This window comes from Mucilaginibacter pankratovii (assembly GCF_014773265.1).
Lineage (GTDB): Bacteria > Bacteroidota > Bacteroidia > Sphingobacteriales > Sphingobacteriaceae > Mucilaginibacter > Mucilaginibacter pankratovii.
In genome coordinates, this window is sequence record NZ_JACWMY010000003.1 from 19,755 (window position 1) to 38,262 (window position 18,508).

13 protein-coding genes are annotated in these 18,508 nt (G+C 47.0%); 2 read left to right on the forward strand and 11 right to left on the reverse strand.

Annotated features, from left to right (window positions below; translation table 11 throughout):
• Positions 1-82 precede the first annotated feature (82 nt).
• From pgl to IDJ77_RS05795, 10 genes are all read right to left on the reverse strand, one after another.
• A complete protein-coding gene (gene pgl, locus IDJ77_RS05750; protein ID WP_191187992.1) occupies positions 83-811 on the reverse strand; it encodes a 6-phosphogluconolactonase in 729 nt (242 codons plus the stop codon).
• A 7-nt stretch (positions 812-818) separates the two neighbouring features.
• On the reverse strand, positions 819-2,330 hold the full coding sequence (zwf, locus tag IDJ77_RS05755; protein ID WP_191187993.1) for a glucose-6-phosphate dehydrogenase: 1,512 nt from the start codon (positions 2,328-2,330) through the stop codon (positions 819-821).
• Positions 2,331-2,357: 27 nt separating this feature from the next.
• The gene (gene gndA, locus IDJ77_RS05760) at positions 2,358-3,785 is read right to left on the reverse strand and encodes an NADP-dependent phosphogluconate dehydrogenase (protein WP_191187994.1); all 1,428 of its coding nucleotides are present in this window, start codon (positions 3,783-3,785) and stop codon (positions 2,358-2,360) included.
• Between the two features lies 1 nt (position 3,786).
• Positions 3,787-4,410 carry an HAD family hydrolase gene (locus tag IDJ77_RS05765; protein WP_191187995.1) on the reverse strand — a complete coding sequence of 208 codons (624 nt, stop codon included), beginning with the start codon at positions 4,408-4,410 and terminating at the stop codon, positions 3,787-3,789.
• 118 nt (positions 4,411-4,528) lie between these two features.
• A complete protein-coding gene (gene tal / locus IDJ77_RS05770; RefSeq protein WP_191187996.1) occupies positions 4,529-5,626 on the reverse strand; it encodes a transaldolase in 1,098 nt (365 codons plus the stop codon).
• 138 nt (positions 5,627-5,764) lie between these two features.
• Positions 5,765-6,460 carry a ribose 5-phosphate isomerase A gene (gene rpiA, locus IDJ77_RS05775; RefSeq protein WP_191187997.1) on the reverse strand — a complete coding sequence of 232 codons (696 nt, stop codon included), beginning with the start codon at positions 6,458-6,460 and terminating at the stop codon, positions 5,765-5,767.
• A gap of 83 nt (positions 6,461-6,543) precedes the next feature.
• Complete coding sequence (tkt, locus tag IDJ77_RS05780) at positions 6,544-8,553, reverse strand: transketolase (RefSeq protein WP_191187998.1); 2,010 nt, start codon at positions 8,551-8,553, stop codon at positions 6,544-6,546.
• A gap of 19 nt (positions 8,554-8,572) precedes the next feature.
• Positions 8,573-9,328: an ROK family protein gene (locus tag IDJ77_RS05785; protein ID WP_191187999.1), complete on the reverse strand. Its 756-nt coding sequence runs from the start codon at positions 9,326-9,328 to the stop codon at positions 8,573-8,575.
• 467 nt (positions 9,329-9,795) lie between these two features.
• The gene (locus tag IDJ77_RS05790; protein ID WP_191188000.1) at positions 9,796-12,168 is read right to left on the reverse strand and encodes an alpha-L-rhamnosidase-related protein; all 2,373 of its coding nucleotides are present in this window, start codon (positions 12,166-12,168) and stop codon (positions 9,796-9,798) included.
• Between the two features lie 135 nt (positions 12,169-12,303).
• Positions 12,304-13,836 (reverse strand): carboxylesterase/lipase family protein, encoded by a 1,533-nt coding sequence (locus tag IDJ77_RS05795; RefSeq protein WP_191188001.1) that lies wholly within the window; start codon positions 13,834-13,836, stop codon positions 12,304-12,306.
• Between the two features lie 230 nt (positions 13,837-14,066).
• Here IDJ77_RS05795 and IDJ77_RS05800 point away from each other — a divergent pair, with 230 nt between their 5' ends.
• A complete protein-coding gene (locus IDJ77_RS05800) occupies positions 14,067-14,801 on the forward strand; it encodes a hypothetical protein (RefSeq protein ID WP_191188002.1) in 735 nt (244 codons plus the stop codon).
• A gap of 219 nt (positions 14,802-15,020) precedes the next feature.
• Here IDJ77_RS05800 and IDJ77_RS05805 read toward each other — a convergent pair whose 3' ends face one another.
• Entirely contained in the window at positions 15,021-17,351 is a 2,331-nt protein-coding gene (locus IDJ77_RS05805; RefSeq protein WP_191188003.1) for a glycoside hydrolase family 3 protein, read from the reverse strand.
• Positions 17,352-17,544: 193 nt separating this feature from the next.
• Between IDJ77_RS05805 and IDJ77_RS05810 the strand changes: the two genes are divergently transcribed.
• On the forward strand, positions 17,545-18,492 hold the full coding sequence (locus tag IDJ77_RS05810) for a class I SAM-dependent methyltransferase (RefSeq protein WP_191188004.1): 948 nt from the start codon (positions 17,545-17,547) through the stop codon (positions 18,490-18,492).
• Positions 18,493-18,508 lie beyond the last annotated feature (16 nt).

Here is an 18,508-nt window from a genome sequence, read left to right on the forward strand (position 1 = left end):
GGTTGTACACTAACTTATTGTTTTTTTGCGCAATCGAGGTACCATATAATAAGAAAGCCTCCCGGTTAGGAGGCTTTCTTGATCATTTATTTTCGAGTTTGCTTGCCGCGCCTTCATCCAAAAACCATTGCAGATCGCCATCACTGGTTTCTACAATCAGCTGGGCGGGGTACAGTTCAATATCCTGCTCGTCTTCTAAAATATGTTTTACGGCTTCTGCCTTGCCCTCACCATATACCAGGAAGGCGATGTGGTGCGCATTATTAATGAGCGGGGCGGTAAAGGTGATGCGGTTCATTTTTACCTCGTCGATATACAGCGCCTGGATAGACGCGCTTTCATCCTTTAGTACCGAAGTATGTGGGAATAGTGAGGCGGTGTGCGAGTTATCGCCCAGGCCTAATATAACGAGATCGAAACAGGCGTTGTGCCCGTCGAAAAAATTGATGAGATTGAGCGTGTATTGTTTGGCAGCTTCTTCGGCACCCAGATCGGTATGCACCGGGAAAATATGCGTGGGATCTATCCCCAGCGGGTCGAACAAAGTGTTCTTCGCCATCAGGTAATTACTCTGCGAATCGGTCAGCGGTACATCGCGCTCATCGCCAAAAAAGAACCATACTTTATTCCATTCCACTTTATTGCGGTAATCGCTCACCAGCAATTCGTGCAGCTTTTTTGGGGAACTGCCGCCGCTTAAGGCCACAGTGAACCTATCGTGCTTTTCTATGGCTTCTTTAGCTGTTTTGGCAAAAAATTCGGCCAGGCTGGCTAATACTTCGTCGGCGGTTTTAAATACGTTCAGTTTCATAGTACCCTTATTTTTTCCCGTTAACCGGTATAGTGAACCAGTTGAAACCATCACGAGCTATTAATGCCTCAGCGGCTTCCGGCCCCCAGGAGTCGGCAGAATAATTAGGGAAATTCAGGCTCTTTTTATGCTGCCATGTGTTCAAAATCGGCATTACCAGTTCCCAGGCAGCTTCTACCTGGTCGCCGCGCATAAACAGGGTTTGGTCGCCATGCATGGTATCCAGTATAAGGGTTTCGTATGCTTCGGGGGCCTGGTTGGTGTACGTTCCTTTATAATCAAACACCATATCTACCACGTTCAGCACCATATCAATACCCGGGCGTTTGGCCTGCACCTGCAAACGGATGCTCATCTCCGGCTGTATGCTGATGATGAGCCTGTTTTGCTGCCAGCTTTCGGCGGCCTCGGTAGGGAATATCAAATGCGGCACATCCTTAAACTGGATAGTGATCACCGATGACGACTGGTGCATCCGTTTACCGGTGCGCACATAAAACGGCACACCCTGCCAGCGCCAGTTATCTACAAAAAACTTAAACGCGGCAAAGGTTTCGGTATTTGAATCCGCATCTACCTTTGGCTCTTCGCGGTAGCCGGGTACTTCCTTGCCTTTCATCCAGCCGCTGCCGTACTGGCCGCGCACCGCAGAATTACGCACATCCTCGGGTGTAAAGCGGCGCATGGCCTTTAGCACATCCACCTTACGGTCGCGTACTTCATCGGCAACAAAACTCACCGGTGGTTCCATGGCAATGTGGCAAAGCAATTGCAGCAGGTGGTTCTGGATCATGTCGCGCATTGCGCCCGAGCCATCGTAGTAATCGCCGCGATCTTCCACGCCCAGTTGCTCGGTAACCGAGATCTGTACGTGTTCGATATAATTACGGTTCCATAGCGGCTCCATAATGGAGTTGGCGAAACGGAACGCCATGATGTTCTGTACGGTTTCTTTCCCCAGGTAATGGTCGATGCGGTAGATCTGGCACTCGTCAAAAATGCCTTTCAGCAATTCGTTCAATTCCTTGGCGGTCTCCAGGTCGTGGCCAAACGGTTTTTCGATGATGATACGCACCCTGTTCTTATCCTCGGCCAGTTTAGCCTTAGAGATGTTAGAAGCAATTATCGGGAAGAAATTAGGCGCAACCGCGAGGTAAAACAACACGTTGGCCTTTGTTTTCCATTCTTCGTTATGCGCGTCGATGCGCTTGCCAAATTCTTTATAAGTTTCAAAATCGGTAGCGTCTGATACCTGATAGTAGATGTTCTTTACAAACTCGGCCCATTTCTTAGCGTCGGTTTTGCCGTTGCGCGAGAATTGGTCGATGTCTTTGTGCAAATTATCCCTGAATTGCTCATCGGTTAGCTTGGTACGGCCGGTACCGATGATAGAGAATTGCTTTGGCATCCAGCCATCTAAAAAAAGATTATAGAGAGCCGGGGCAATTTTGCGGGAGTTAAGATCGCCCGTGCCGCCAAAAATGATAAATATGGTAGGGTCAGATTTTACATTACTCATGATGATATTTTTTTGAGGTAAACGTAATTAGCTTTTAGGTACCCATTGGGTATGGAAGGTTCCTTCTTTTCCTATCAGCTCGTAAGTATGGGCTCCAAAATAATCGCGCTGCGCCTGGGTTAAGTTTGATGGCATGCGCTCGCTGCGGAAGGCATCAAAATAACTAAGCGATGCCGCGTAAGCCGGCGCCGCTATACCGGCAGATACAGCAGACGAAACAATTTTACGGATACCCGGCAGCGTGCCTTCTACAAGGGCGGCCACATCGGCATCTAACAGTAAATGCGCCAATGATTGGTCTTTACCGTAAGCTCCGTAGATGTTCTCCAAGAATTTGGAACGGATGATACATCCACCGCGCCAGATCTTGGCGATCTCATCAAGCTTTAGCTCGTATTTGTATTCGGTTGAGGCGTTAGACAGCATGTGCATGCCCTGCGCGTAGCTGATGATCATGGTGAAGTAAAAGGCCTGCTCTAAAGCGGCAACCAGTTCTTCGGTATTGCCTTCGATGGCCTGGTGATCGGCTGTGCTGTAAATAGCCGCTGCCTGGGTACGCAAGGCTTTGTATTTAGACATATCGCGCATAGATACCGCGGTATCTACCGTTGGGATAGGTGCCTGCAGGTCCATAGCGCTTTGCGAGGTCCATTTACCGGTACCCTTGGCACGGGCCTCATCTTTAATATCATCTAACAGCAGGTGATCTGTACCCGGTGCTTTGTATTTGAAAATATCTTTGGTGATATCCAACAGGAAAGATTGTAAACGGCCTTCGTTCCATTCGGCAAAAATTTTACCAATGGCATCGTTATCCAGTTTCAACCCTTTTTTCATGATCTCATAGGTCTCGGCCAGTAGCTGCATAATACCATACTCGATACCGTTATGCACCATCTTTACAAAGTGACCAGATGCACCCGGACCAATGTAAGTTACGCAAGGCACACCATCCACTTTAGCGGCAATGGCCTCAAATATCGGTTTCATTACGTTGTAGGCTTGCTTGTCGCCGCCCGGCATCATGCTTGGGCCCTTACGCGCGCCTTCTTCGCCACCAGATACACCCATACCAAAGAAGTGCAGACCAATGGCCTCCAGTTCTTCCACACGGCGGTTAGTATCGGTAAAGTGCGAGTTACCGCCATCAATTAAAATATCGCCTTTCTCCAACAGTGGCGTAAGCTCCTCAATTACGGCATCTACAATTTTACCCGCAGGTACCAGCATCATAATGGCGCGCGGGATGGTAAGGCTGGCTATAAATTCTTTTACATCGCCAAAGCCTTTTGCCTTGCGGTCGCCTGCTTCTTCGTTTAGCGAGGATACTTTGCCGGCATCTTTATCATGGCCTGCTACCGCGAAGCCGTGATCGGCCATGTTGAGCAGTAAGCTGCGGCCCATAACACCCAGGCCTATCATGCCAAAGGCATATTTATCTGTTGTTGCGCTCATGTTATTTGAGGTTTTCGTCTTTAAGGTCGTTTAATATTTTTTTAGTTGTTTCGAAGTCGGTATGCTGAAAGGCACGGATACCCAGCTTTTCGGCTGTTTTTACAAACATGATCCGGTCGTCGAAGTATACGCATTGCTCGGGCGAGGCCTGGGCAATACCCATGGCTAATTGCCAGATGCCCGGATCGGGTTTACGCATTTTTACCTCGCACGACGAGATAAACGCATCAAAAGCCTCGTGCAGTTTAAATTTCTTTACGCGGTAATCGTTCAGTTCCTTGCCCTCGTTATTGATGGAGATGACGCGGAAACCGTAGTTCTTTTTCCACTCTTTTAAATACTTCAGCATATCCGGCAACTCTTTCGATTGCGCATACATAAACTCTTTAAAATCTTCGCGCACAAATTCGCGGGGATGGTTAAATATCACCGTATCCAGGTACTGATCCAGCGTGATGCTGCCAATTTCGTACACATTAAAAATGAAGTTATGCAGGGCGTTCACTTCCTCGTAATCCAGCCCGAATTTCTTCGCTGCTTCCTTACGCGATTCGTGGCCCCATCCGTTAGTCAGCAAGATGCCGCCTACGTCAAAAAAAAGGATCTTGAGGTGTGTGTATTTCATTTATTGGCAGATGTTTTATTGCTCCCCTCTTGAGAGGGGGTGTGCGAGCGGTGGAAGGGGTGTGTTAGCCATGCAGACGAACACACCCCTAACCCCTCTCGAGAGGGGAACTTAATCGTTAAACCTTTTCTTTTTGTTCTTCTATCGCTTTCAGTAATTTTTCGAAAGGTTTGTTAAACTTCTCGATACCTTCATCTTCCAGTTGTTGGGTGATGGCATCAAGGTCGATACCCAGCTCTTTCAGTTTTGCTAAGGTGGCTGTTGCTTCGTCTAAACCTAATTCTAAGGTGTTGGCAGCAATGCCATGATCGCGGAACGCGTCAACAGTTTCCAATGGAACGGTATCAACAGTATCCGGGCCTATCAAAGCCTCAACGTATTTAGTATCTTTAAATGCAGGGTTTTTGCTGCCGGTACTTGCCCAAAGCAAACGCTGTGGTTTTGCGCCTTCAGCGGCTAATTTTTCCCAACGCTCGCCACTGAACACTCTTTTGTAAATTTCGTATGCTTTTTTAGCAGATGCGATGGCAACTTCGCCAACCAGTTCTTTAGCACCTTTTTCTTCCAATAACGGATCAACTATTACGTCGATACGGCTTAAGAAGAAGCTGGCTACTGATGATATGTGTGCAATTTTATGGCCGGCAGCTAAATGCTCTTCCAAACCGGCAATGTATGCATTGGCTACTTCTTCGTAACGCTCTAAACCAAAAAGTAAAGTAACGTTGATGTTAATGCCTTTGGCAATAGATTCCTGTATGGCTTTTAAACCCGGTTTGGTACCCGGAATTTTGATCATTACGTTTTTGCGGTCAACCTGTTTCCAAAGCAATTCTGCCTGTGCAGCGGTACCTTCGGCATCAAGCGCCAAAAACGGCGATACTTCCAAGCTTACGTAACCATCGGCACCTACAACGCCTTCATTATAAAGCGGATCGAAAAGGTCGCAGGCAGCTTGAATGTCTTTTATGGCCAACTTAAAGAACAACTCTTCTGTCGTGCCTGCATCTTTACCAAAAGTTGCAATATCAGCATCATAGTCAGAACTGCTGGAGATGGCCTTCTCGAAGATTGCCGGGTTAGAGGTAACGCCTCTTACGCCATCCTCATCTATCAGCTTTTGCAATTTTCCCGACGAAATGATCTCGCGGTCGATAAAATCAAGCCAAATGCTCTGGCCAAAATCGTGTATTTGTTTAACGTTGTTAGTTGCCATATCAGGTATTATTAATGTTTCTATTTCTTGTTGTTTATGAGGCAGATAGCCTCTTTATTTTATGTAAAGTTCTTAATTATCCGGGGATATATTGTTAAACTAATCTCATCCTTCCGTTACAGCAGCGTAAAAAACCGGTTAACTATTGGCCGCTACTAAAATTTGCAGGTTGTAGCCTATAAAAAGCCCGCTTTCTATCACTCCCGTTATCGATTTTATGTCGCGCTCCATGGTATCGGGCACTTCATCAAAGCGGCAATCCAGTATCAAATTGTTGTTCTCGGTTATCACCGGGCCGTCTTTACCTTTTGCGGGCCTAAGCACAATGCTGTTAGCTCCAAGCTTTTTCAATTCAGCCTCCACATGTAATAAAGCCTGCGGAAAAACTTCGATAGGGATAGGGAAATTTGTACCTATTTTATCCACTATCTTGGTATCATCCACAATAATATAATTCAGCGGACTGCTTGCTATTAAAAGTTTCTCCTTAAACATTGCCCCTCCCCGCCCCTTTATCAGGCTGTTTTTGGGGTCAACCTCATCGGCTCCGTCAAAAAGCCAATCGGGCGTGTGCTCAAACAAGGTCGTCATCGGTATGCCCAGCTTGCTTAAAAACATCGAGATCTCTACCGATGTCGGGATAGCCAGCACATTCAGCTTTTCGGCTTTAATGCGTTCGGCAATAGCCAGCAAGGCCATATACACCGTTGAGCCCGAGCCCACGCCAAGTATATCGCCATCTTTCACCATACCGGCAATTTGCTGCGCTACCTTTTGCTTACCGCTTGGATTGATGATCTCGGAGGACCATTTAAGCTCGCTTATTAAACTCATATTTTGAAGAGAAGCAGGAAGTCAAGAGCCAGGAAGCAAGAAGGAGGCTCCAATCCTGATTCTTGACTCTTGATTTCTTATGTCTACAACAGCGCTTTCGCCTTTTTAACTACGTTATCTACCGTAAAGCCGAAGTGTTTGTACAGGTCTTCTGCCGGTGCCGATTCGCCGAAGGTGGTCATGCAAAGTGTATCGCCTTCATCGGTAGTATATTTGTGCCAGCCCATTGGGGATGCCATTTCTACAGCTAAACGTTTGCGGCTTGCTTTTGGCAATACCGATTCTTTGTAGGCAGCGTCCTGTTTCTCAAACAACTCCCACGATGGCATACTTACCACGCGGGTAGAGATACCTTCTGCTTCCAGTTTTTCCTGTGCCTGCATGATCAGGGCTACTTCAGAACCGGTTGCCAGTAGTATCAGGTCGATCTCTTTGCTTGCTTCAGATAAAACATAAGCGCCTTTTTCTACGCCCGATGCCTTGCCATATTTATCCTGATCGAGGATTGGTAATCCCTGGCGGGTAAATATCAATACAGTTGGGCCGCCTTTTTTCTCTATGGCTACCTTCCATGCAAATGAACTTTCGTTTGCATCTGCCGGGCGGATAACGGTAACATTAGGAATGGCGCGCAATGTTGCTAAGTGCTCTATGGGTTGGTGGGTTGTCCCATCTTCTCCTAAACCGATACTATCGTGGGTGTATACGAATATTGGACTGATCTTCATAATGGCCGCCAAACGGATGGGCGGGCGCATATAATCTGCAAATTGCAGGAAGGTGGCACCAAAGGGCAATAAGCCTTTTGTTAAAGCCATACCGTTAAGGGCCGAACCCATAGCATGCTCGCGGATACCGAAGTGGAAGTTGCGGCCCGCGCGATTTTCTGACGTGAATGAATCGTATTCTTTTAAGTTGGTTTCAGTAGATGGCGATAAGTCGGCCGCGCCACCAATAAGGTTTGGCAGGCCGGCGGCAATGGCGTTAAGCACTTTACCAGATGCCTGGCGGGTTGCCATTTTAGGGTCGCTTCCTTTAAATACAGGCAGTTTATCGGCCCATCCTGCTGGCAATTCGCCGGCAAACGCGGTTTCGTATTCGGCGGCTAATTCAGGGAATTTCTCTTTGTATTTGGCAAAAAGTTCATTCCATTTCTGCTCCACCTTAGCGCCTTTTGCGCCTTTTGCGTGGTAATATTCCAATACCTCAGCCGGTACGTTGAACGATTTTTCAGGATCGAAACCGAAGAATTCTTTTACTAATTTGATCTCATCGGCGCCCAGTGGCGAACCGTGTGAACCTGCAGTACCCGATTTATTTGGGCTACCGTAAGCGATCAACGAACGAACGCGGATCAGCGATGGTTTTTGTGTTTCAGATTTTGCGTTGATCAATGCCAGCTCTAAAGCGTGGGTATCGTTCACATCAGGCACTTCCTGCACATGCCATCCGTACGAACGGAAACGGGCGCTCACATCCTCGTTAAAGGCGATATCGGTACTGCCTTCTATCGAGATGTGGTTATCATCGTATAAGTATATCAGGTTGCCCAACTGAAGATGGCCGGCTAAAGAAGCAGCCTCAGAAGTTACACCTTCCATCATATCACCATCGCTTACGATGGAATAGATGTTATAATTAAAAAGGTCGAAACCAGGTTTGTTGTAGCGTGCAGCAAGGTGTTTTTGCGCAATGGCAAAACCAACACCGTTTGCAAAACCCTGGCCCAACGGGCCGGTAGTAACATCAACACCAGGTGCCAAACCGTATTCGGGGTGGCCGGCAGTTTTGCTGTTTAACTGGCGGAAAGCCTTAATATCATCTAACGAAAGATCGTAACCGGTTAAATACAAGAAGTTGTACTGCAAGATACAAGCGTGACCGGCAGAAAGGATAAACCTGTCGCGGTTTGCAAAATCAGGGTTCTTGGGATTGTAGTTTAAAAATTTGGTCCACAATACGTGGCCCATTGGGGCCAATGCCATTGCGGTGCCCGGGTGGCCCGAATTTGCCTTTTGTACAGCATCTGCAGAAAGGATCCTTACGGTATCTATCGCTAATTTTTCGAGTGCTTCATTTGGTTTTTCCATCATCGTATAAAAGAAAGGTTTGTTATTTAGTTGGGGTTGCCATTGCAGTGTGTGTAACCGGGTGTTTATCTTCTGCCCACAATCTCGCCCCACCTTTTATGCCATCGGCATTGGTTACAATCTTCATATTTTTATCAAGCTTAAAAGTAAGCTTATCAGAGTTGCCTCCGCCTATATATAGGTAGTCGTAATTAAACACGGTTTTCAGGATCTTAAAAACCTTTTTAATACGGCTGTTCCATTTTTTTACGCCTTCTTTATCAAGGGCTATATCGCCGATGTATTCGTCATAATCGCGGCCCTTTGATACCGGATGATGCGCTACCTCTAAATGCGGCAGCAGGTGCCCATCCATTAACAATGCCGTACCAAAGCCGGTGCCAAGGGTAATTACCATCTCCAGCCCTTTGCCGCTTACAACGCCAAGGCCCTGCATATCGGCATCGTTCACTACCTGTGCATCCTTGCCCAAAGCTTCTTCCAGTTTTTGGCGAAAATTCACATCTTTCCAAAAATCGTTACCCAGATTTGGAGCGGTTTTTACTACGCCGTTGCGTACATAACCGGGGAAGCCAACTGATACTTTATCAAACGGCGGATAATCCTTCACCAGTGTTTTTATCGATTTGATGACATTTTCGGGATTAGCCGGTTTTGGCGTTACCACTTTCTTGTAATCCATCTTCAGATTGCCTTTGTTATCCAAAATTGTGGCTTTAATGCTGGAACCACCGATATCAATAGAGAGGATTTTTAACTGGGAAGGTGTTGTTTTCATGAACCGGTAGTGTTTATAGCCGTTTTTGGGTTTTAAAGTTTGTAAATATCACATTTTTAATAATAAATCTGTATAAAATGTATATTAAAACACTATACATTTAATAAGTGTCAAATATACATTTAAAATGATACCTACCTAATTTTTCTTCATAATTAAGAAACACGGCTAATTAAGTCTTTTATTTTGTAAAAGGTTTGCTGCCGCGGGGTTATGCCGTCTTTATGACATTGAAAAAACAAGAATTGGGTTACTAACATCATTTACATTATTCGGGCATCGCCCTGTGGCCCTGCCTACCGGCAGGCAGGCCGGGCTATATGCTCATACTGCACCGGCCTTATCCCCGGGCCGGTATCCACGCCTATCCCTAATGCTTTTTTCTGAACCTTGATTCACTTGATTTTAAGATTACTTGATTAGAACATAACGGTGCTCATGCAATCCTTAAATCAGGCGAATCATGGTCAAATACTCAATACATTCTTCCCGCCTTTTAACGGGTAGTTTTTGCCCTTCCACACCAACACCCCATTGGTACGCATAGGCAGGCTGATATTAATAGACCATTTTCTACCGCTTTTTGCATAATTAACCGCTACCACGCCATTAGGGTGCGGGATCTCGCCCGAGGCATTCTCCATTTTGCCCAGGCGTGGTTCAATTTTTATTTTGCTGAAGCCGGGCGCGTCGCTATCTATACCCAGCACGGTGCGAAAGAACTCGATATTGGGGCTGGCTCCCCAGGCATGGCAATCGCTGCGGTCGTGCTCCAGGTCGGAGATCTCTGCCCAGGTAGTCAGGCCCATTTTAATGTTGTTTCGCCAAATATCCAACCAGTTCATATAATCATTCCCCAGCCCGCCTTTTACCAGCGCCTGGTGCAGGTAGTATTTAAAATAGATGGTACATTTTACCAGACTGCTATCCCCTTCTAATTTTTTGGCGAGCGAAATGGTATTAGCCCCGGCAACACCGCTTAAGATTGCCAGCGCGTTGGTATGCTGCGACCAGGTTTGTTTATCGCTTGCATCGGCATAAAAGCCTTTGCCCGCGTCCCAATATTTACGCTGAATAGTGGCTTTTAACTTTGCCGCGCGGGCTTTGTACATTTCGGCGTATACGGGCAGGCCTATCTTGCCTTCCATTTCGGCGGCTTGCTGCAGTGTCCACAGCAGTTGCATATCCAGCATGGCGGAGTTTCCGTTGATATCTTTTGGCGGCTGGCCAAAATCCCAGCCTTTTGTTCCTACCCAATCTACAAAACGCCAGTATGGTGGGTTTTTTAGCGAGCCATCAGCCTGCTGATATTTGGCGAAGAAGGCCAGCACCTGCCTCGCGCCATCCAGCTTATCTTTTACAAAGGTTTCGTCGTTGCGGTACATCCAGTAATCGTGCAGCATACTGATGTACCAAAGCGAGAACGTGGAAATAATTTGCGGACTAAACGACGGATGCCTGCTCAGCGTAATACCCTCCGCCAGGCGCGAATGATCCATCTGGTTGAGGGCGTTGCGGGCCAGGCGATCGTCGCCGGTGTTGTAATAAGAGATAAGTGCCTGGATGCGGCCATCACCTATATATTGCAGCTGCTCGTAGTACGGGCAATCGAAATAGGTTTCCATGGCGCAGGAACGGGCGGTGCGGAAACCAATATCCAGCATCTGCTGCATCTCGGGGTTGCCTGCATTTAGTTTGGCGTTGAATTTAAAGGGATAGCCGGTAAAGGTGCCGTAAATGTCATCGATGGTTAGCGGTTCGTCCTTAGTAGAAATATTCACCAAAATATACCTGTAGGTGCGGAAGGCCAGCGTAGTGAAGCTTTGCTTGGAAGTACCATCAGAGATCACACTATCCTTACGGCCAACAAATTTATAGCCCTCCACCTCGTTACGGTTTGGTTTTACAATTTGGTAGGTGTTACCCACATTCTTCATCGGCGATTCGGCATAGGTGAAGGAGATGCCTGCATTATCGCCGCCGCTAAAGCTAACGGTAAGATAGGCGTTTGTAAGAAAAGACTGATCCAGCAGTAGCGAGGCTTTGGTATTGGCAGGGATGGTAATGGCCGTCTTCTCCGCAGGGAAGGAAGCCGGAACCGTAATACCTGTAGCTTTCCGCATGGCGGCAAGGCGCTGTTGTTTCATCTCCATTTGCGGCAATGGGGATGGTACCAGCATCCACCCGAAGGCGTTGGTGATGCCTTTAGGGTTACCCCTGTCTATCCTTTGTGCGTTGAGCCAGCCGCTGTCGCTATCCTGCCAATTTTTAACCGTTTTGTGCATATCTACCAGCTCGCCGGGGCCGGCAACGTAGTAGGTGCTGTAGCCCACGCCAAGCAGGGGCTTGTAGGCATTATCGCGGATGCACTTCCAGCTAGCATCGGTATTAAAAACTTCTTCTATGCCGGTATCGCCCTGCAAAATAAAGGCGGTTTGCTGGGTTATCTGGGCTTCCGGGCGAAACTCGCCGTCGTTCCAAACCACAGCAGCAATGGTGTTTTTCCCGCCAATAAGGTATGGGGCAATATCAACGGTTTCATAGTTCCAGTAGTAGGTATCGCCGCGGGCGGGGCCTAAGGATACCAGCGTATGGTTTACATATAGTTTATAGCGGTTATCTGCCGAAATATTGATAATGAACTTCGCCGGCTTAGTTGGCAGGTCTACCGATTTCTGAAAATGATAGATGCCATAGTCGTGCGCCGGCTCGTTTGGTACGGTTATCCAGGAAGCTTTCCATTGCCGGGATAACAGCTCGGGGTTTACGCTTTGCGCCCCGGCATTTATTGAAAAAGTAAAGCAAGCCAATGCCAATACAGCGGTGCAGATAAACTTCATATGCAGAAAAATTTATAACAGGTTAGCTAAAGGTACAGCAAAGATTTAAATGTTCGCGTTCGTTTGTTTGCGCGAACAGCCCGAACAACCCCGAACAACCCGCCACGGGGCAAATGGGCCATGGCTTAACCGGGTTTATTTCACCATATCCTTATACATAAAATCTAAAGCATCCTTACCGGGTAAAGGCACGGCGGTAGGCTTTTCGCCCAGTATCATGGTTTGGTTACCATTACTGTTATACGCAGGCCATGCGGGCAAACCGGGACCATTAGGGTTGCCCGACGTAGCAAAATTTACCCAGTAGCTCGACATGGTATCTGCCAGTTGCTGATCCACCGGTTCAAAAGGGCGGTTTAAAAATTTGAGGTTGTTGAACACGTAACCCACCTCGCCGGTATGGAAGGCCCCGTACTTTTTAAACGCTTCGGTAGCCGGCATCCGGCGGGTAAAGCGGTACATATACACCTTCGCCTTGTTTTTGGCGCTTTGCACATTCGCCCAAATGTAATTATGCACGCCAAAGGTCATATCGCGCGACATGTTGATCTGCGAACGTTCGGCTTCGGCATTTGTACCGCCGGGGTAAAGTTTGAGAACCTCCGCAGCTTTATCACCAAAGCGTTTTTTAATGCCTTCGGTATAATCAGCTGCGTTTTTTATACTGCCAATAAAGGCATCATCCTCGTTCCAGCCGGTAAGGAGCGGTACCTGGTTCTCCTTATTCGCCTCAAAAATATCCGCCGGTACCTGCGGTAAAAAATAGCCATCCACTATCGGGCGAAAATTGTTTTGTTTCAATAATTCCTCTGCCGGTAATTTTCGCAGTTCAGCCAGGCTGCCAGCGTGTAATGCCTCGGCTGCCTTCAGCCCGCTTTGCTCTCCCTGGGCTAAAGTTACGCCGCTGTTTGGGCCTTTCAGCATGTGCGCGCCGCTTTCGGCAATGGCGCCTTTAAACAGGCCTTTGGCTAATGGCGATGCCACCAGGTAGTTTACCGCAAAAGAACCTGCAGACTGCCCCGCAATGGTCACATTAGCAGGGTCGCCGCCAAAGGCTGCAATGTTTTTCTTCACCCATTTTAAGGCGGCCAGCTGATCCATCAGTCCGTAATTACCGGAGGTATGGTTTGGCGACTCCTTCGTTAGTTCCGGGTGGGCGAAAAAGCCGAAGATGCCTACCCGGTAATTAATACTTACCAATATTATTCCCTTTTTTGCCAGGGCTTCGCCATCATAAATAGGCACGTTGGCGCCGCCGCTACTAAAACCACCGCCGTAGATCCATACCAGCACCGGGCGTTTTTCTGATGGTGCGGCTGCACCTGTCCAAACGTTAAGGTACAGGCAATCTTCGCTCAGCGGCTCGTCCTTTATTAAAAATTCGCGGGTGTAAACGCCAAACTCGTTGGGCTTGCCCTGCATTGGGCTTTTAGAAAATTCGGTACAAGCCTTTACTCCATCCCATGATCTTACCGGCTGTGGGGCTTTCCAGCGCAGATCGCCAACCGGCGGGGCCGCAAAAGGAATGCCTTTATAGATATGTACGCTCACATCGTTGCTCTCCGTGCCCGAGATCTGCCCGGCATCGGTTTTTACAACTTTAAACGGCGTTTGCGCGAATGCAAAAGCACACAGCAGGGTAAGCGGCAGGATGAGGAAGCGTTTCATTATCATTGGCTTAAAGGCGGTTGGTAATTCCGTTCACTAATTTAAGGCAAAATTGCTAAATCCCGCATTGTAATTTACTGCGTTACAATGGAACTATAGTCTACAACCAACATTTAAGTTAAATTAATATTAACCAAAAAAATAAATAATTATTTTATTATTAACTATCGAGAAAATTTCATTCTTGTTCTTTACCTTTGAAGCATAAATTCATCTAAATCAAGTCACACATGAAAAATGCATTATTTATTATTGCCCTGTTTTTAATTGTTGGTTGTTCTAAAAGCCAAAACCCCATTGCCGAAACAAAGGCGCAGACCAAGGAAAATGTTGTTCAAACTATCGATGTAAAAACCAATGCTACAGAAGGCGATAGCTCAACAACCTTTACCGTTCAGACGCAAAAAGAATTACCAAAAACTTTAAATGCAACGTCATGCCAGCTATCGCTAACAGGAAGCACTACTCCATATGCGCCAAGCTATTACACTATAATAGGCCGGTTTCCTTTATCATCCTCTTCGCCTTACGTAGAAATTCCTAAAGGGGCATGGCGGGCTGGTGCGTATGAATTTGACTTCCAAAATGACGGAAACCTGGTGGTGTACGAATATAACACAAAGAAGGTATTATGGGCGAGCAATAAATACACCACAGCGCCTACAAAAATGTACTTGCAGCCGGATATGAATTTAGTTGTATACCAGGGCACCACTGCCATTTTTGAATCGCAAACGTATTATTATAAATGTGGCACACAAAATCCACGAAATCTTATGCTGGTTCTTACTAACCAAGGAAATTTAGCCATCATATCTGATGGAGTAAACGGAAACGGCACCTTATCAACGGTTAACCTGGCTGATAGCCGCACCGATGACGGTGTTCAAAGCCCTAATTATGGCCGTTTTGCTAAGTCCTATACCGCAAATCCAGGCCCGGGAGTTTACCCGTTTAAATATTAATTGTAAACTAAGGCAGATACTATTTAAATTAAACCGGCAAATTGCGAACTTGCAATTTGCCGGTTTCCGTTTGTTTAAACTGATTTAGATTTTCAATCTTATAATTTTGTGTATGCTGTGTGTACGCTATGCCTTTTCTCTATGATCTTTGCGGCCAATCTTTTCTTAGCGCTTGTTATGTAATCCTCCCTAATCTCTACAACTGTCTTAATCCGTGTACTATGGTTTCGCTACAGCCTTTATATATTTAGCCGTCCGCGCATCTTTTATCACACCTTTCCAGTTCAATCCATAGCCAAAATCGTAGTTGTGGCCTTCACTGTCGGTATACACCTTCATATCATGCGGTACATCTTCAAACTGCGCTTCTACGGTTTTCATATCCAAAGGCATTTGTAATGGTAATAAGGCTGATGGTTCCGCTTTACCCGTCAGGATATCCAGGCTCGCCTGGCCTTGTACGCCAAAATCTACCAGGATGGCGTTGGCTTGTTTTTCCAGTTCGGCAAAAACCATTGGGTTGCTTAAGTTTACCGATACGATCACAGGCTTGCCTTTCATCTTAGCATAAGTATCAGTCACCATGGCCAGGTCGGTTACGTTGGTTGATGTTTCCGATTTGCCTTTGTAGCCACGGTTGGTGAATTTTTCCAATGGGTCGCCACCGGCTAAGCTGGTTTCGCGGGCAGTTTCGGCGGTGTATTTGCCATATTGTAAAGATACCGGCAGGTAACCGTTTCCGCCGGCTTTAACATCGTCGGCATCGTAACCACCGTGGCCTATAGGGCTGGCAATAAATACCAGCGCGTAATCTGCCTCATCCGGGTTCTCGGTCACCTTAAAGTATTTCTTCACGGTCTCCATATTTACCGGGTATTCGGTTTTCTCTGGATAAGGCATACCCAGGAAATTCTTACCCGCAGGGGTGAATTTCTTAGGCACGTACACCGTTTTGCCGCTTTGCAAAGGCAATACGTTTGCCTTATTCTTCAGCATCACTATCGATTTTAGCTGCGCCTGGTAACCTGCTGCCATAAAACCAGCATTCCCCACGGTTTTCTTTGTGGTTTCTACATCGAGGTAAGGGTTTTCAAACAAGCCTGTGCGGAAGCTGCCCCTTAACAAACGCAGGGCAGATCGCTCAAAACGGGCGCGCATAAATGCTTCGCCATGTTCTTTCACGCCCATCTGGTAAGCGGCTATTACCGGCACCATATCATTGTTACCGCCAAACTGGTCAACACCGGCCATCAAAATTTTGTAGTGTCGCTCGGCAAGGGTGGCTTTTTCCATCCCCCACGATTTACCGGAAAGGAAGCTGTTGATCACCGTTTCGTCGCCGGTAACCAGCCAGTCGGTACAAACCACGCCATCATATTTGTATTTGTTGCGCAGCAGGTCGGTAATAATGTATTTGTTGTAGTTGTTGGCCACGTTCTCGTGGTTTTTGGTATCCTGGTTAAAGCTGATGGTGTAATAAGGCATCACCGCCGCGGCCATGCCTGTTTTACCTTTTAGTTTAAAGGCACCCTGGGTAAAAGGTATAAAATGTTCCTGGAAGTTATTGCCCGGGTACACGGCATATTTACCAAAACCGTAATGCGCATCCCGGCCCCCTTCGCCGGCACCGCCGCCCGGCCAGTGTTTCACCATGGCGTTTACGCTGTTGAATCCCCAGCCGTTCTTTATTTCTTTATCTCCGGTGGAGGTTTGGAAACCATCAATGTAAGCCCTCGCCATATCGGCTGCCAGCTGCGGATCCTCGCCAAAGGTACCGCTCACACGGTTCCAGCGCGGGTCGGTAGAGATATCAACCTGTGGAGATAGTGCCGTGGCGATTCCCAGCGCGCGGTATTCCTGCGCAGCTATGCGGCCGAAATTTTCGGTAACAGATGGATCGAAAGTGGCGGCCATACCTAAGGAGCCTGGCCACATGGAAATGGTACCGCCGGCACCGGCGTTAAATTCGGCTGTGGCTAAAGTACCATGTCTTGGATCAGAACTGTTATTGTTGGGGATACCCAGGCCAATGCCTTCTACATAGGCCTGCGCGTTGTTGTTCCATTTGGCTGCTACCTCGGGGCTTTGTACCGAGGTGATGAGCACGTGGCGCACGTTATCATTCTTTAAAAATGTTTTTTGCTGATCGGAAAGGTCCCAGGCGTTCAGGCCGCTTTCGGCCAGCGTTTTGCCGTTATAAGTACCCGCAAACGGGCCAACCGGGATAGAGGGGATCATTTGGTGGCGGCTGTACAGCATCAGCCCGGCAATTTGCTCCACGCTCATTTTACCTGCCAGGTCTTTTGCGCGCACATCAACCGGCAAGCGCCAGTCTTCATATTTATCCAGCTTGCCGTTTTTATTAAGGTCTTTAAAGGCCAGTCCATCAACCGTTAAAACTTTAACGCCAGATGATGCCGAGTAGCCCAGCTTTTGGCCGCCGGTGTTTACCACGGTTACCACATCGCCGTTCTTACTTTCGGTGTATTTGGTTTGTGCCGATGCCAGGGCAGGAAGCAGCACAAGCAGCGTTAGATAATTTCTTCTCATAAAAATTATTTCTATTAATTATTGGTATTCAACACAATGTGCGATTATTGTGTCATTGGCACACAATAATATATATTATAATTTAAAATATCAAGCGTTAAAGTATTTATCTCAACTACGGGCAATTGCTCTTTAGCTACTGGCCAGCTGGTTAAACTGAAATGTAATTAGCCTATATTTGGGCCATACCTATATGAACAATAAAGCGCTGATAAATTGCAGGATATGCGATACGCCTGTTGAACCCAGCTACATTTTTAAAGAAATGATGTTTGGCACCCGTAAGCAATTCCCGTATGGCGAATGCCCCCATTGCGGCAGCATCCAAATAATGGACGTGCCTGCCGATATTCAGAAGCACTATCCGCCGTATTACATGGCATTTAACCAGCCCGTGCCGCCACTGAAAAGGCAGCCTTTTTTGAAACGCCTGGTAAGCCGTATGCGGATGAAGAGGAAATACAGCAAACCGAATACCGGCCCTTTGGATCTGTTAAGGCCTTTTAACACCATGCCCGGTGCAAAAATATTGGACATAGGCTGTGGTAAAGGACGGCTTATTTGCGAATTATTTAACCTCGGCTTTGAAGATGTTACCGGCGTAGATAAATTTATAGGTAACGAAATAGACTATGGCTTTGGGGTAAAGGTGCTAAAGAAGGACCTGTCCGAACTACCATCAAACACATACGATGTGCTGATAGCCCACCACGTTTTAGAACACGTGGACGAGCAGGTTAAGGAAATGGAACAATGCCACAGGTTGTTAAAAAGCGGCGGAGTGTTTTTGATATGCGTGCCGGTATTGGGCGAGGCCTGGGATACTTACAAAGAAAACTGGGTGCAGTTAGATGCACCGAGGCATTTTGTACTGCATACCATAAACAGCATGGGAATTTTAGCAGAGAGAACCGGCTTTAAGGTCTCGAAAACAATTTTCGACTCCACCGCGTTTCAGTTTTTGGGAAGCGAATTATACAAAAGAGATATTCCTTTAACATTACCCGATACCCATGAAGACTACCCGGTTGAACAGCTATTTACGCCGGATGAACTTACCACGTTCTGGGAAAGGTCCGCCGCATTAAATGTTGCCCATCGGGGAGATTCGGCCAGATTTTACCTGTACAAAAAACAATAAGGTTTCCTATTTACAT